We start from the raw sequence: 14,647 nt of genomic DNA on the forward strand, positions 1-14,647 counted from the left end.
ACGCCCTCTACCCGCACATGACCGTGGCCGAGAACATGGGCTTCGCCCTGAAGATCGCCAAGGTCCCCGCCGAGGAGCGAAAGCGCCGGGTGGAGGAGGCCGCCAAGATCCTGGACCTGACCGACTACCTCGACCGCAAGCCCAAGGCGCTGTCCGGCGGGCAGCGCCAGCGGGTGGCGATGGGCCGGGCCATCGTGCGCTCCCCGCAGGTGTTCCTGATGGACGAGCCGCTGTCGAACCTGGACGCGAAGCTGCGCGTGCAGACCCGCACCCAGATCGCCTCCCTCACCCGCCGCCTGGGCGTGACCACCGTCTACGTCACCCACGACCAGGTCGAGGCGATGACCATGGGCGATAGGGTGGCCGTGCTCAAGGACGGGGTGCTGATGCAGGTCGACACCCCCCGGGCCCTCTACGACCGGCCCGCCACCGAGTTCGTCGCCGGGTTCATCGGCTCCCCGGCGATGAACCTCTTCCGCTCCCCGGTCACCGACACCGGGGTGAACCTGGGCACCCTGGCCATCCCGCTGAGCCCCGCCCAGCGGGCGGCACTGACCGGCAACCAGGTCACCGTCGGCATCCGCCCCGAGGACCTCACCCCCGCCGGCGAGGGGCAGGGGCTGCCGATCGTGGCCGATGTGGTCGAAGAACTCGGCGCCGACGCCTTCGTCTACGGCCACCTCGCCCCGGTCACCGCCGCGAACACCATCGTGCAGATCGACCCCACCGCCGAGACCGACGGAACCGGCGAGGACGCCCCCGCCGCCCACGAGATCGTCGTGCGCGTGGAGGGCCGCACCCCACCCAAGGCCGGGTCCACCATCTGGGTCACCCCCACCCTGGACCACCTCCACCTCTTCGACACCACCACCGGCACCCGCCTGCCCGACTGACCACCCCCGGCACCACACGCAGCGGCGCCCTTCCCCGTCGGGGAAGGGCGCCGCTGCGTGTGCGGGTCAGTCGGCCGGGTGCCGGGCGAGGATCTCCTCCACGACCCCGGGCTCGGCCTCGCGCAGGTCCCAGCTGCCCGTGCGCTCGTGGTACTCCTGTGCCGCGGCCGTGACGTTGAACCGGCTGGCGTCGCGGGGCGGGTCCGAGTGCTCGAGCACGTGGATGAGGTGCGTCTCCGCCTGGGCGAGAGCCTGAGGGTCGTGCATGGCGTGTTCCTTTCGGTATGGGCCGGGACGCCGTGCGCGTCCGGCCCAGAATTGACAGCCGACTGATGAATTCTAACCGAACGGGCGTCCGGGGACGAGCCCCGCGGAAGCGCAAAGGAGGACGGACCGGACCCACGGGAGACGCACGGGCGGAACGTTTACAGATGCGTAACTCCGACGCACCTCGATGCAACACACGTTGCATAGCCTCGGTCGCACGATCACCGGATTCCACACCGGGCGGCTCTCCTCCGCCGCGCCGTGGAACCGTGCTCCGCCCGTTCCGCGACGCGCACGTGCTCGCGCGCCCCACAGGAAGAAGGTCTGCCGTGCACCCTGACCCGGTCACCACCCCACGCTCCCGCCGTCTGCCGGCCACGGCCGTGGCCCTCGCGAGCGCCCTCGCGCTCACCGCGTGCGGCGCCGCGGCAGAGCCCCCGGCCGAGACCGGCGCGGGCGAGTTCGGCACCCTGGACGTGAACCTGTCCTGGATCAAGAACGCCGAGTTCGCCGGTGAGTACTTCGCGGACGCGGAGGGGTACTACACCGAGGCGGGCTTCGACTCCGTCAACCTGATCTCCGGCGGTCCCTCCGGAGCGTCGACCGAGAGCATGGTGCTCGCGGGCAGCGCCCTCGTGGGCACGTCCTCGCCGCTGGGGGTGGCCCCGCCCATCGCGGAGGAGGACGCCCCCCTCAAGATCATCGGCACCACCTACCAGAAGAACCCGTTCACGATCATCTCCCTGGGCGACGACCCGATCGAGACGCCCGGGGACCTGGTGGGCAAGAGCATCGGCGTGCAGTCCGGCGTGAACGAGACTCTCTTCGACGCCCTCTTGGAGGTCAACGGCATCGAGCCCGGGGACGTCGAGAAGGTTCCCGTGCAGTACGACCCGCAGCCCCTCGTCAACGGCGAGGTGGACGGGTTCTTCGGGTACTCGACCAACGAGGCGATCACCCTGGAGCTCGCGGGCGAGGACGTCGTCGGACTGCCCTTCGCGGACCACGGGCTGCCGTTCGTCGCGGAGTCGTTCGTGACCACCCAGGACGCCATCGACAACGACCGCGAGGCGCTCAAGGCGTTCCTGGAGGCCACCGTTCGCGGCTGGAAGGACGCCGTGGCCGCCCCGGAGGAGTCCGCCCGCCTCGCCGTGGAGGAGTACGGCGCGGACCTGGGCCTGGACATGGCCAAGGAGACGCGCCAGGCGGAGATCCAGAACGAGGAACTGGTGGTCTCCGCGGACACCGAGGCGAACGGCCTGTTCACCATCTCCGACGAGCTCGTCGCCCAGAACGTCGAGGTCCTCGGCGTGGCCGGCTACCCCGGGCTCACGGCCGAGGACGTCTTCGACCTCTCGCTGCTCGACGAGGTGTACGAGGAGAACCCGGAGCTGCTCGAATGAGCAGCACGGCGCCCGTCCGCGGCCTCGGTCCGCACACCGCCACGGCAAGCGGCATCGACCTCAACGGCCTCACCAAGGTCTTCCGGTCTGGCCGGAGCACCGTCACGGCGCTCGACGACACCCGTCTGCGGACCGAGCAGGGCTCGTTCCTGTCCCTACTGGGCCCCTCGGGGTGCGGGAAGTCCACGATCCTGCGCATCCTCGCCGGCCTCGAGGAGCCCAGCGCAGGAGAGGTGCTCGTCGACGGGCAGAGCCCGGCCGAGCTTCGCCGCTCGCACCGGCTGGGCATCGCCTTCCAGGACGCCGCTCTGCTGCCGTGGCGATCGGTCGAGGCCAACATCCGCCTGCCGCTGGAGGTCTCCGGTCAGCCGGTGCGCGAGGAGTACATCCAGGAGCTCGTCGACCTGGTCGGGCTGACGGGCTTCGAGAGGTCCAAGCCCGCCCAGCTCTCGGGCGGGATGCGGCAGCGGGTCTCGATCGCCCGTGCCCTGGTCGTCCAGCCCTCCGTGCTGCTGCTCGACGAACCGTTCGGCGCCCTCGACGACATGACCCGGCAGCGGCTCAACCTCGAGCTGCTGCGGATCTGGACGGAGAAGCCCGCCACGACGCTCATGGTCACCCACGGGATCTCCGAGGCGATCTTCCTCTCGGACGTCGTCGCCGTCATGTCTCCCCGGCCGGGTCGGATCAAGGAGGTCATCGACGTCGACCTGCCCCGCCCCCGCACCCCGGCCATGATGCGCACCCCGGAGTTCCACGCCCTGCACGACCGCGCGTCCGAGCTGCTCTTCGGCGCGCCCGGCGACGAGGAGTGAGATGACCACGCACGTGCCGGCGCCCGCCTCCCCGGGCGCCCCCGAACCGCCCCCGACCACGGCCGTGCGCCCTGCCGGCCGCCGGGGCGCCGGGACCGCCGGGCGGCAGAAGCTCCCGCCGTGGATCGTCGCCGCCCTCGGCGTGGTCTCGACCGTCGCGGTGTGGTGGCTCGGCGCGGCCACCGTCCTGCGGGGCGTGGGGGCGGGGGACGGCACCGGCGGCGGCGCCGTCCCGACGCCCCCGGCGATCGTGCGGCAGATCGCCTCCGACGGCGCCGGCTTCTACTGGGCCAACGCCTCGGTGACGATCGTGGAGGCCGCCCAGGGGTACCTGGGCGGCAACGCGGCCGCGGTGCTGCTGGCCGCGGCGGCGCTGCTGCTGCCGTTCACGGAGCGCCTGGCCACGCAGATCGCCGTGGTGAGCTACTGCCTGCCGATCGTGGCGGTCGGACCGATCATCTTCATCGTCGTGGGGCCGCCGCGCTCGGGCGAGCCCTCGGGCACCGCCGTGACCCTGGCCGCGATCTCGGTGTTCTTCACCACCTATGTCAGCGTGCTCGCCGGCTTCCGCACCGCCGAGCGCTCCACGCTCGACGTCGTCACTGTGGCGGGGGGCTCCCGCTGGGACCAGCTGGTCAAGGTCCGGCTGGTGTCGGCCCTGCCCGGTGTGTTCACCGCCCTGAAGATCGCCGCGCCCGCGGCTCTGCTCGGCGCGATCCTCGGTGAGTACGTGGGAGGCGTGGACCGGGGCATGGGCCCGGCCATGGTCAACGCCCAGCAGTCCCTGGAGGTCGCCCGGGTCTGGGCCGTGGCCCTCGTCTCCGGCGGCCTGGCCTTCCTGGCGTACGCGCTGGTGGGCACCGTCGCACGCTTCGTGACACCGTGGTCCTCCGGGGGCCGGGAAGTGGGGCGCTGACATGTCCGTGACCATGACAGCGGTCCGCGCCGGCAAGGACCTGGGCCGCGGGCTGGTGAACCTCGTCGTCTCGATGCTCGCCGTCGCCGCGGTCTGGCTCCTGCTCCTGCGGGTCTTCGGCGTGACGTCCTTCATCGGCAAGACGCCGCTGGACGTGTGGTCGTTCCTCGTGGTCGAGCCCGAGGCCGCGGCGAACCGGGGGCTGGTCCTCGGCCAGCTCGCGACCACCCTGGCGGACGCCGCGATCGGCTTCGTCACCGGCCTCGTGGCGGCGCTCGTCGTCGCCACCGTCTTCGCCCTCTTCCGCGGGGTCGAGCAGGCCATGATGCCGATGGCCATGCTCCTGCGCTCGGTCCCGCTGGTGGCGATGGCCCCGATCATCATCCTCGTCTTCGGCCGCGGGGAAGCGACCGTGGCCGCGATGGGCGCCGTCGTGGTGCTGTTCCCGGCGCTGGTGACCATCGTCCAGGGCCTGCGCTCGGCGAACCCGGTGATCGTCGAGGTCGTGAAGGTCTACGGCGGCTCGTCGTCCGACGTGCTCCGCATCGTGGCGCTCCCCTCGGCGCTGCCCAGCCTGTTCACCGCGCTGCGGGTCTCCGTTCCCGGGGCGCTGACAGGCGCCCTGCTGGCGGAGTGGCTGGCCACTGGCGACGGGATCGGGTACGCCATCGTGTCGAACGTGGCCAGGGCGAAGTACGACGAGGTGTGGGCCGCCGTGGTGGTCGTGACCGTGGCGTCCATCCTGCTCTACTCGCTCGTCTCGCTGCTCGAGACCGCCGTGAACGCCCGGCGGGAAGGAGCTCGGTGACACCCTGGCGGCCCCGGGCCATCCGCTGCACGGCCCGGGGCCGGCAGCACCCCGCAGCACCGCCCGCGGGTCAGCGCAGGTCGAGCTCGTCGAGCTCCGCGTAGAGCTCGGCCGCGCGGCCGACCCGCTCCCGGCCCGCCGCCCCGGTGGTCGCCAGCACCCCGTCGGCCAGCACGGCGACCAGGCTCATGGCGGCCGCGTAGGAGTCGAAGGGCCCCACGCTGTCGAGGGGGCACTCGACCCACAGGTCCACCGCCGCCGCGTGCCGCCGCGCCGTGCCGTCCGCGACGAGGACCGTCCGCGCCCCGGTCGCTGCGCACACCGCCACGAGCCGCTCGAAGCCTCGGGGCCGGCGCCGAAAGCCCAGCAGCACGACCACGTCGTCCTGGCCGAGTCCCACGAGCTCCTCCCCGAGGGTCTGGCCGGGCAGCGGTGCGAGCCGGACGTCGTCGCGCGCCTGCTGCAGCTGCTGCTTGAGGTGCAGGGCGACCGGATAGCTGTTGCGCATGCCGATCACCAGCACCCGCCGCGCCCCGGCGAGCGCGTGCACGGCCCGGGCGGTGCGGTCCTCCCCTGCCGGGTCCAGCGCCTTGCGCAGGTTGCGCAGCTCCTGGTCGAGGTGCTGGCCGAGCTCAGGGTCGCCGTCGGGGCCCAGGGGAACGCCCTGCTGGCGCAGCGTGCGGGCCGTCTCCCGCAGCTCCGTGAAGGACTCGAAGCCGAGGTGCCGGTACAGCCGGGACAGGGTGGCGCGGGAGACCCCGCTCATCTGCGCCAGCTCCGCCGAGCTGTACAGCGCGAGGTCGTCGAGGTGGTCCAGGATCAGGTCGGCGGCCCGCCGCTCCTGGGGCGAGAGCCCGGCGTAGTGCGCGTGGATGCGCTGTTCGATCGACACGTCTCCCACCCTAGCGACCCGGGGCGGGCGGCCGGTGGCACCCGTCCTCCCGCCCCGGCGGCCGGGCACCGGTTGCTAGCATTGCCCCCTATGAAGGGTCCTCTCAGCACACCCGTCCCTCCGGCGCCGCAGGACGAGCACGGGCCCGCCGGGGGAGGCGGCCGGGTCTCCATCCAGACGGCCTTCCTCGACCCCGTGCTGCTGGAGCTGCCCTGGCACCTGCCCCTGGAGCAGTGGCCGGACGACGTGCTGGTGGCCTTCCCCCGCGGCCTCTCCCGGCACGTGGTGCGCTTCGCCCGGGCCGGCGAGAAGGTCGTGGCGATCAAGGAGACCGTGCCGCACTACGCCCGGCACGAGTACGCCACGCTGCGCCGGCTCCAGCGCATGGGCGCCCCGTCGGTGGTGCCCGACTCCGTGGTCACCGACCGGTACACCCCCGAGGGCGAGGCGCTGCCGGCCGCTCTCGTCACCGACCACCTGAGCTTCTCCCTGCCCTACCGCGCGATCTTCTCGGCGGGGCCGAGCGCGCAGACGGTGATCCTGCTCGTCGACGCGCTCGCCTCGCTGATCGTGCAGATGCACCTGTCCGGGTTCTACTGGGGCGACGTCTCGCTGTCGAACACCCTGTTCCGCCGGGACGCCGGGGCCTTCGCCGCCTATCTCGTGGACGCGGAGACCGGCGAGATCCACCCGGCGCTGAGCCGGGGGCAGCGCGAGTACGACATCGAGCTGGCCCGCACCAACGTGGCCGGGGAGATCATGGACCTGCTCGCCGGGGCGGCCGAGGAGGGCCACGAGCTCGAGGACCCCATCGACCCCTTCGAGGTCTCCGACCGGCTCGTGGCCAGCTACACCTCCCTGTGGAGCGAGCTGATGGACGAGGAGTCCTTCAGCATGGACGAGCGCTGGCGCGTGGTCGAGCGGGTGCGCCGGCTCAACGAACTGGGCTTCGACGTCGAGGAGGCCTCCATGGACACCGTCGACGGGCGGATCCGGCTGCGCCCCCAGGTCGTGGAGCCGGGCCACCACACCCGGCGCCTGCAGCGGCTCACCGGGCTGCGGACGCACGAGAACCAGGCGCGGCGGCTGCTGACGGACATCGACCAGCTCGGCCAGACCCTCTACCCGGGCCTGCCCGACGACCTCGTGGCGCAGCTGTGGATGCGGGAGGTCTTCTCCCCCATCATGGAGGCGGTCACCCCGCCGATGCGGCGCAAGCTCGAGCCGGCGGAGATCGTGCACGAGGTCCTGGAGCACCGCTGGTTCATGTCCGAGCGCGCCGGCAAGGACGTGCCGACCCTCGCGGCCGTCGAGGACTACGTGGCTTCGCAGCTGGCCCAGCGCCCGGACGAGCGCGAGATCTTCTGAGCGCGGCGGCCCGGCACGGTCACGGGCGGTGCGCTTCCAGGACCCCCGTCAGGGTGCGGTGCACCCGCTGGGGCCAGTCCTCCCCCAGGCTGCCGTAGCGGGCCACGTGGGAGTAGGCGGAGCCGAGCACGAAGTCCAGGACGACGTCGACGTCCAGCTCGGGGCTGAGCCGTCCCGCGGCGGTCTCGGCGGCGAAGAGCTCCTTGAGCCGCTCCACGCGCGGGCGGACCAGGTGCGTGCGCAGCACCCGGGAGGTCTCCGAGTCCGGCTCGCTCAGGAGCGAGACGGCCACGCCGATGCCCATGTCGTGCAGCAGGAAGTGCAGCGCCTCGGCCAGGCCCTCGTCCCAGCTCGCGGGCGCGCTCGGCCCCTGCGGGGAGTAGGTGGACACGGCGACCTCGAGGGCGCCCTCGAGCATCTCGAGGCTGTTGGCGTAGCGGCGGTAGATCGAGGTCTTGGCCACGCCCGAGGCGGCCGAGACCGCCTCGATGCTCACCCGCTGCGGCCCGCCCTCCCGCAGGAGGGCGAGCGCCGCGGCGGTGATCTTCTTGTCCGTGCTGACGGTGCGCGGATCGGCCCGGTCGTCGTCGGCCATCGTCGCCCCTCCTGCCCGCCGCCCCTCGCCGGAGCGGTCAGACGGTCTTCCAGTCCTCGATGGGCCAGTGGTTCTTCTTCGCCAGCCGGTAGAGGGGCAGGTCGGGGTTGACGGTGTAGGGGTGGCCCATCAGCACCAGCCAGCTGGCGTCGGCGTGGGAGTCCCCGTAGCCGTAGGACCGGGTGAGGTCGTACCCGCCCCGCTCGGCGTACTTCTTCAGCCACTGGGCCCTGGCCTCGTCGACCAGGGGCGGGGTGGCCAGGTAGCCGGTCATCACGCCGTCGCGCTCGTCCATCCGCCCGGCCACGACCTCGTCGAACAGGTGGGCGAGGGGCTCCACGAGCAGGTCGATGGAGCCCGTGACCAGGACCGTGCGGTGCCCCGCGGCGCGGTGCTCCTCGATCCGGGCCAGCGCCCCCGGGCGCAGCAGGCGCCGCATGTCCCGGCCCAGCGGCCCGGCCACCTGATCGCGCACGATCCGGGCAGGGACCCCCTCGTAGCGGCGCATGAAGGCGCGGATGAACTCGCCGCGGTCGCGCTTCTCGGCCTTCAGGTAGGTCGGGGCGCTCGAGACGAGGTCGACCGCCTCCGCCGGCCACTTCGCGAGGCCCAGGGTGCGGCGGCGCAGCTGCAGGTACTGGTGGATGACCGTGGAGTTGAGCACGGTGCCCTCGAGGTCGAAGACGGCGAGCACGTCCGTGCCCTCGCGCAGCGTCCGCCGGGGTGCGTTGCGCCGCCGGGACGCGGCCCGGAGCCGGCCGTAGGCCTTGGTCATCTCGGTCAGCGCGGGCAGGTGCACGTTCTGCCAGTAGTCGGTCCAGTCGATCGACCGGACGTCGAAGGTGCGGTCCTCCGGCGTGCCGGCCGGCAGGGAGTCGTTGAGCTGGCGGGTGCGGGCGTCGTCGAAGATCATCTCGGTGCGCGTGTAGGACTGGTAGAGGTCCACGTAGGTGCGCAGGGAGCCGAGCCCGGACTGCATCTTGTGCATGGAGTTCGCCCACTCCCGGGTGCGGGAGGTCGCCGGCAGGGCCGCGGTCAGCTTCCCGCCCACCGCCGAGAGCTTCTCCTTGACCGCCAGGGAGCGCTCCACCGCGTTGTTCGCGGGGAACTTCCACTCGGGAACCCGGATCGGGTTGCCCTCGTCGTCCTGGATCGGGTGCGCGGTGAAGAACGCCAGCACGTTCTCGTACATCTGGTGGAACGGCAGCGGGTTCGAGGCGCCCGAGCACACCTGGTAGAAGCCCGGCGCGGGGGCCTCGGCCCCCGCGGGGGTGGGCGTGCCGGACGCGTCCCGGTGCCCGCCCACGGCCAGCGCCACGATCGCGTTGACCACGAAGTCGACGGGGATGACGTCCAGCACCGAGTCCGGCAGGCCGGGGAACTCCGGCAGCGCGCCCTTGGCGTAGGCCATGATCAGCGGGTCGGCGACCTTGTAGCCGTCGATCCAGCCCGGGTACGGGTGGCGCAGGGCCGACTCGATGATCGAGGGCCGCACCACGGACAGCCGGTGCCCGGCGCCGGCCCACTTCTGCTCGGCGACGCGCTCCCCCAGGGCCTTGGTGAAGGTGTAGATGTCGGTCCACCCCAGCGACTGGGCCCGGGTGCGCCCGTACTCGACGAGGCGGGTGCGCACCCACTCCTCCCGGGCCGCCTCCGCGGCGCGGGCCACGGACTTGGGGCCCTCCTTGCCGTGACCGGCGGTGGCGTCGTCGATGAGGGCCTGGAGCCGCTCCGGCGTGCGCGAGGCCATGTCGGCCTCCGCGCGGGCCCGCAGGGCGGCGTCGAACTCGGCCGCCCAGTCCACGTCGTGGTCCACGGGGGCCTCGGGGCGCAGCCCCTTCGCGATCCCGCCCACGTAGCAGGTGGAGACGTGGATGACGTGGGGGTCCTGCCCGGAGCTCAGCAGGGCGTCGTAGAGCCCGATGGCGCCGCCGACGTTCGTGCTGAACGCCTCGTGGATCGGCGGGTCGAAGGACACGGTGGACGCCGAGTGGATCACCACGTCGAACGGCTCGGTGATCCCCGCGAGCGCGGACAGGTCCCCCTCGAGCACCGCGGTGCGCTCCGCGAAGACCTGCTCGGCCCGCTCCCCCATCGTCTCCCGCCAGGTGCGGAAGGCCGGCTTGCGCAGCAGCTGCCGCAGACGCTGCGCACCGCTGGTGCTGCCCTTGGGCCGCACGACGGCGGTGACGTGCACGCCGTCGTGGGCGGAGAGCAGCCGTTCGAGCACGGCCTGCCCCAGGAAGCCGGTGGCTCCCGTCAGCAGAACGCGCGTGGTGGGGGTCTCGGTCAACGGGGGTTCCTCCGGATGATGTGCTGGTCCGCCGAACGGTGCGGTGCCGGCGGGGGCCGGGGCGGACCGGTACGACGGGCGACGACGGCGACCCGCGCGGACCGCTCCCGGTTACGCTACGGCTACCGTAGTGTAGCCTAGATCTCATGCTTACCGCTCTCGTGACGGGGGGGACGTCCGGCATCGGCGCCGCGTTCGCCGATGCCCTGGCCCGCCGTGGAAATGCCCTGGTCCTGGTCGCCCGCGACGCGGACCGCCTGGACCGGACGGCGGCCCGTCTGCGCGCGGAGCACGGCGTGCCCGTCGAGGTGCTGACCGCGGACCTCGCGGACCGCGCCGACGTCGACCGGGTGGCCGCCCGCATCGAGGACCCGCTGCGCCCGGTGGACGTGCTGGTGAACAACGCCGGCTTCTCCGTGAAGACCCCCTTCACCACCCCGGACACCGGTGCCCACGACCGCGCGTTCGAGGTCATGTGCCGCGCCGTGCTGGTCCTGTCCTCCGCCGCGGCCCGTGCCATGACGGCGCGCGGATCCGGCTGGATCATCAACGTGTCCTCCATCGCGGGCCTGATCACGATGGGCTCGTACTCGGCGATCAAGACCTACACCACCGCATTCACCGAGGCGCTGGCCGTGGAGCTCCACGGCACGGGCGTGCACGTCACCGCGTTGCTGCCCGGCTGGGTGCGCACGGAGTTCCACGAGCGCGCGGGCATCACCGGCTCCTCGATCCCCTCCTTCATGTGGCTCACCCCCGAGCGCGTGGTCGAGGAGGCCCTCGACGACGTCGCCCGCGGCAAGGTGCTCTCGATGCCGACCAAGCGCTACCGGACCCTCGGGTTCGTCCTGCGGCACCTGCCGCGGTCCGCGGTCCGCCGGCTCTCCGGAATGGTCGCCTCCGCCCGCCAGAAGGAACGGACGGCAGGATCGTGAAGCACCGCAAGCACCACGACCCGGCCCCGGTCCGGCGCTCCATCGACGGCGGGGGCGAGACCTCCGCCTCCTCGGAGCCGGCCCCGCCCGCCCCGCCCGCGTCCTCCGCGCAGCTGCAACCCGCACGGTTCCGCAATCCCCGGCGCAGGCTGGCCCGGCGGATCGCCCAGCGGATCTTCCTGCACGGGCTCGCCTACCGCACGATCCGGCGCACGGTGGTGACCCACCCGGCCGCCGAGGCCCTCGACGGCCCCTGCGTCGTGGTGGCCAACCACTCCAGCCACCTCGACGCTCCCCTGGTGCTCGGCTCCGTGCCCCCGCGCATCCGCCGGAACCTGGCGACCGGGGTGGCCGCGGACTACTTCTTCACGGCCCCGCACAAGCGGATGTTCACCGAGCTGGTCTTCAACGCGTTCCCGGTGGACCGCACCGGCACGGGGGCGAACCGCGGGCTGTCCAAGCAGCTGCTGAAGGCGGACGTCCCGCTGCTCGTCTTCCCCGAGGGGACCCGCTCCCGCACGGGCCGGATGGCGCCCTTCAAGATCGGCGCCGCGGGCCTGGCCAAGGCCGTGGGCGTGCCGGTGCTCCCGGTCGCCCTGATCGGCGCGCACGAGGCCATGCCGCACGGCAGCAAGTGGCCGCGCCCCGGCCGGCCCCGCGTGGTGGTGGCCGTCGGCGAACCCCTCGTCGCCCAGGACAAGGAGCCCACCGCGGCCTTCAACGAGCGCATCGAGTCGTCGGTGCGCGCGCTCTACGCCGAGCACCGTCCGCGCATCGACGACTGAGCACCCCCCACCCGAGAACCAGGAGAGTACTGCGCAGATGGCACACGTGAAGCACATGAAGTGGTGGGGCTGGGGCGAGGAGGGCGTGCACTTCGAGTACGCCAACAAGCCGGCCTTCGCCCCCTTCGTGAAGAAGGCCCTGGACGTCGATCTGCGCCCGCGGCAGCGGGACACCATCGACTTCTCGACGGTGAGCGTCCCGGCCTCCCGCGCGGACGACGACGTCCTGGCCGCCCTGCGGTCGGTCACCGGCGCCGAGCACGTGAGCCTCGACGACGAGTTGCGCATCGTGCACTGGGCCGGCAAGTCCGTGACCGAGCTCCTGCTCACCCGGGCCGGCGACTTCGCCCGGGTGCCCGACGTCGTCGTCTACCCCGGCACCGAGGAGGAGGTCGCCGCGGTGCTGCGGCTGGCCGTCGAGCGGGACCTGGTGGTCATCCCCTTCGGCGGCGGCACGAGCATCTCGCGCAGCCTGCAGCCGGACCCCACCGAAGAACGAACGATCGTTTCCCTGGATCTGGGGCGGCTCAGCCGGGTCCTCTCCATCGACGAGACCTCGGGCCTGGCCACCATCGAGGCCGGCGTCCTGGGCCCGGACATGGAGGACCAGCTCAACGCCCGCGGCTGGACGCTGGGCCACTTCCCCGACTCCTTCACGCACTCCACCCTCGGCGGCTGGGCCGCCACCCGGTCCTCCGGGATGCAGTCGGACAAGTACGGGGACATCGCCGACATCGTGCGCGGGCTGCGCGTGGTCCGGCCCGGCGGCACCGTGGTGCTGCGCCCGCTGCCGTCCACCTCCACGGGTCCGAGCCTGCGGGAGATGATCATCGGCTCCGAGGGCCGGCTCGGCGTGATCACCCGGTTGGACGTGCACGTCCACCGCCTCGCGGAGCACCGCGAGGTCATCGCGTACATGTTCCCCACGTGGCAGCAGGCGCTCACCGCGATGCACCACATCGCGCGGTCCGACGTCCGGACCACCTTCGCCCGCGTCTCCGACGCGCACGAGACCGCGTTCTCCCTGTCCACCCAGAAGGCACCCACCACGCTCAAGAAGAAGGTCACGGCCAAGGGACAGGACCTGCTGTGGGAGGTCATGCGCCGCCGCGGCTGGGACACCGACGCCATGTGCATCGGCTACGTGTGCTTCGAGGGCGAGAAGGCCGAGGTCGAGCGCCGGAAGAAGGCCGTGGCCGGCCTGGTGAAGAAGCAGGGCGCGCTGGTCCTGGGCTCGGGCCCGGGCGCCCTCTACGACCAGAAGAAGTTCGACACCCCCTACCTGCGGGACTTCCTCCTCGAGCAGAACACCATCGGCGACGTCTCCGAGACGGCCGCGCCGTGGTCCAAGCTCACCACCGTGCACAAGGCGGCCTACGACGCCGCCCACCGGGCCTTCGCCGCACAGGGCAAGACCGGGTGGATCATGTCCCACATGTCGCACTCCTACCACGCCGGGGCCTGCCTCTACTTCACGTTCGGCTACGAGATCGGTGCGGATCCGCACGGCGAGTACGCCGCGATCAAGAGCGCCGTCCAGCAGGCCTTCATCGACGCCGGTGGGACGCTGTCCCACCATCACGGCGTGGGACTGGAGCACAGCCCCTGGATGGAGCAGGACGTCTCCCCCGAGGGCGTCGACCTCATGCGCCGCCTCTTCAGCGCCACCGATCCGGGCGGCAACCTCAACCCGGGCAAGATCGTCAGCTGATCCCCGGACCCGTCCGCGCCGCAGGCCCCCCACCCGCACGGGCGGGGGGCCTGCCGCACGAGCGGGACGCGCGGCGCCCCGCAGTCCTGACGGGATCCGGCGTCGCCCGTGCTCGGCGTGGTCCCGTCGGATCCCTCGGGCGTGCCGCGCTCCAGCGGGTCACGACCCCCGCGCCGGCGGGTAGTGTCGGGGCCCTCGAGGTCTTCCCGTGAAAGGACGCCTGAGAGCTCCCGTCCGCGAGAGAGCGACCGGAGCGGTGAGAGGAGATGGTGTGCCGTGCCGTCATGGTGGAGTGCGGCCTGGCCCGTGCTGGTGGGGGTCCTCGGGGCGCTGCTGCTCGTGTGGCTGGTGGTGCTCGTCGTCCTGTGGCGCGCCGCACCGGACCGCACCGGCCTCCGCGACGCGCTGCGGCTGCTGCCGGATGTGCTCCGGCTCGTCAAGCGCCTGGCCGGTGACCCCGCGCTCCCCCGCGGAGTGCGCGTGCGGCTGCTCCTCCTGCTGACCTACCTGGCCCTGCCGATCGATCTGGTCCCCGACTTCATCCCTGTGCTGGGCTACGCCGACGACGCCGTGGTCGTACTCCTCGTGCTGCGGTCGGTGGTGCGCTCCGCCGGCCTGCAGGCCGTGGAGCGACACTGGCCGGGCACCCCGGACGGTCTGGCCGCAGTGCGCCGTCTCCTGGGTAACCGCGAGAAGGGAAAAGCGGAATGAGCAGAACCCGCACCAGTATTGGCGGGGACCCAGTGCCGGGTGCGGGTCGATAGGGACATAGGGAAGGCCCCGCAGGAGCTCCTGGGGCCCGCCCCATCGCGGCGAGCCGGTGTTCGGGCACGGGGAAAGGCCCCGCACCGGTTCCGGTGGGGGCCTGGGGGGTGTCGGTGGCGCGGGGGCCTCGCCGGCCGGTGCTGTGGGTCGGTGGGGGCATGGGAAAAGGCCCCGCACCGGTGCTGGTGGGGGCCTGGGGTG

Annotated in this window: 14 protein-coding genes; 10 read left to right on the forward strand and 4 right to left on the reverse strand. The window is 72.5% G+C overall.

What is annotated here, in order from left to right:
• Positions 1-893: ABC transporter ATP-binding protein (locus PU704_RS19520; protein WP_277552757.1), on the forward strand; the 893-nt coding region annotated here is incomplete at its 5' end.
• Between the two features lie 66 nt (positions 894-959).
• On the opposite strand, the gene PU704_RS19525 is transcribed toward PU704_RS19520, so the two are convergent.
• Positions 960-1,160, reverse strand: a complete 201-nt coding sequence (locus tag PU704_RS19525) for a hypothetical protein (protein WP_047804750.1) — start codon at positions 1,158-1,160, stop codon at positions 960-962.
• 329 nt (positions 1,161-1,489) lie between these two features.
• Between PU704_RS19525 and PU704_RS19530 the strand changes: the two genes are divergently transcribed.
• Genes PU704_RS19530 through PU704_RS19545 form a run of 4 tightly spaced genes read left to right on the forward strand, consistent with a single transcriptional unit; the run spans position 1,490 to position 5,102 of the window.
• Entirely contained in the window at positions 1,490-2,563 is a 1,074-nt protein-coding gene (locus PU704_RS19530) for an ABC transporter substrate-binding protein (RefSeq protein ID WP_277552759.1), read from the forward strand.
• On the forward strand, positions 2,560-3,378 hold the full coding sequence (locus PU704_RS19535; protein WP_277552762.1) for an ABC transporter ATP-binding protein: 819 nt from the start codon (positions 2,560-2,562) through the stop codon (positions 3,376-3,378). The genes PU704_RS19530 and PU704_RS19535 overlap by 4 nt, the downstream gene beginning before the upstream one ends.
• A gap of 1 nt (position 3,379) precedes the next feature.
• Positions 3,380-4,294: an ABC transporter permease gene (locus PU704_RS19540; RefSeq protein WP_277552763.1), complete on the forward strand. Its 915-nt coding sequence runs from the start codon at positions 3,380-3,382 to the stop codon at positions 4,292-4,294.
• A gap of 1 nt (position 4,295) precedes the next feature.
• A complete protein-coding gene (locus PU704_RS19545) occupies positions 4,296-5,102 on the forward strand; it encodes an ABC transporter permease (protein WP_075872875.1) in 807 nt (268 codons plus the stop codon).
• Positions 5,103-5,172: 70 nt separating this feature from the next.
• On the opposite strand, the gene PU704_RS19550 is transcribed toward PU704_RS19545, so the two are convergent.
• The gene (locus tag PU704_RS19550) at positions 5,173-5,994 is read right to left on the reverse strand and encodes a MurR/RpiR family transcriptional regulator (RefSeq protein WP_277552767.1); all 822 of its coding nucleotides are present in this window, start codon (positions 5,992-5,994) and stop codon (positions 5,173-5,175) included.
• Positions 5,995-6,084: 90 nt separating this feature from the next.
• On the opposite strand from PU704_RS19550, the gene PU704_RS19555 reads away from it, so the two are divergent.
• Positions 6,085-7,362: a DUF4032 domain-containing protein gene (locus PU704_RS19555; RefSeq protein ID WP_047804754.1), complete on the forward strand. Its 1,278-nt coding sequence runs from the start codon at positions 6,085-6,087 to the stop codon at positions 7,360-7,362.
• Between the two features lie 19 nt (positions 7,363-7,381).
• Here PU704_RS19555 and PU704_RS19560 read toward each other — a convergent pair whose 3' ends face one another.
• Positions 7,382-7,957: a TetR/AcrR family transcriptional regulator gene (locus tag PU704_RS19560; RefSeq protein ID WP_047804755.1), complete on the reverse strand. Its 576-nt coding sequence runs from the start codon at positions 7,955-7,957 to the stop codon at positions 7,382-7,384.
• A 37-nt stretch (positions 7,958-7,994) separates the two neighbouring features.
• Positions 7,995-10,250, reverse strand: coding sequence for an HAD-IB family hydrolase (locus tag PU704_RS19565; protein WP_075872877.1), 2,256 nt, complete (start codon positions 10,248-10,250; stop codon positions 7,995-7,997).
• A gap of 146 nt (positions 10,251-10,396) precedes the next feature.
• On the opposite strand from PU704_RS19565, the gene PU704_RS19570 reads away from it, so the two are divergent.
• The 4 genes from PU704_RS19570 to PU704_RS19585 all read left to right on the forward strand — a co-directional run bounded on the left by PU704_RS19570 (position 10,397) and on the right by PU704_RS19585 (position 14,392).
• Entirely contained in the window at positions 10,397-11,185 is a 789-nt protein-coding gene (locus PU704_RS19570; protein WP_047804757.1) for an SDR family NAD(P)-dependent oxidoreductase, read from the forward strand.
• The gene (locus tag PU704_RS19575) at positions 11,182-11,970 is read left to right on the forward strand and encodes a lysophospholipid acyltransferase family protein (protein WP_053005091.1); all 789 of its coding nucleotides are present in this window, start codon (positions 11,182-11,184) and stop codon (positions 11,968-11,970) included. Before PU704_RS19570 ends, PU704_RS19575 begins: the two co-directional genes overlap by 4 nt.
• A gap of 37 nt (positions 11,971-12,007) precedes the next feature.
• The gene (locus tag PU704_RS19580; protein WP_277552773.1) at positions 12,008-13,681 is read left to right on the forward strand and encodes an FAD-binding oxidoreductase; all 1,674 of its coding nucleotides are present in this window, start codon (positions 12,008-12,010) and stop codon (positions 13,679-13,681) included.
• Positions 13,682-13,957: 276 nt separating this feature from the next.
• On the forward strand, positions 13,958-14,392 hold the full coding sequence (locus PU704_RS19585; protein WP_075872879.1) for a YkvA family protein: 435 nt from the start codon (positions 13,958-13,960) through the stop codon (positions 14,390-14,392).
• The last annotated feature ends 255 nt before the right edge of the window (positions 14,393-14,647 follow it).

The organism is Kocuria oceani (assembly GCF_029524215.1).
GTDB lineage: Bacteria > Actinomycetota > Actinomycetes > Actinomycetales > Micrococcaceae > Kocuria > Kocuria oceani.

Excerpts from the sequence above, each read along its gene's own strand:
- PU704_RS19570 (WP_047804757.1), top strand. The coding sequence starts at position 10,397 with ATGCTTACCGCTCTCGTGACGGGGGGGACGTCCGGCATCGGCGCCGCG.
- PU704_RS19545 (WP_075872875.1), top strand. The coding sequence starts at position 4,296 with ATGTCCGTGACCATGACAGCGGTCCGCGCCGGCAAGGACCTGGGCCGC.
- PU704_RS19540 (WP_277552763.1), top strand. The coding sequence starts at position 3,380 with ATGACCACGCACGTGCCGGCGCCCGCCTCCCCGGGCGCCCCCGAACCG.
- PU704_RS19560 (WP_047804755.1), bottom strand. The coding sequence starts at position 7,957 with ATGGCCGACGACGACCGGGCCGATCCGCGCACCGTCAGCACGGACAAG.
- PU704_RS19555 (WP_047804754.1), top strand. The coding sequence starts at position 6,085 with ATGAAGGGTCCTCTCAGCACACCCGTCCCTCCGGCGCCGCAGGACGAG.
- PU704_RS19525 (WP_047804750.1), bottom strand. The coding sequence starts at position 1,160 with ATGCACGACCCTCAGGCTCTCGCCCAGGCGGAGACGCACCTCATCCAC.
- PU704_RS19535 (WP_277552762.1), top strand. The coding sequence starts at position 2,560 with ATGAGCAGCACGGCGCCCGTCCGCGGCCTCGGTCCGCACACCGCCACG.
- PU704_RS19580 (WP_277552773.1), top strand. The coding sequence starts at position 12,008 with ATGGCACACGTGAAGCACATGAAGTGGTGGGGCTGGGGCGAGGAGGGC.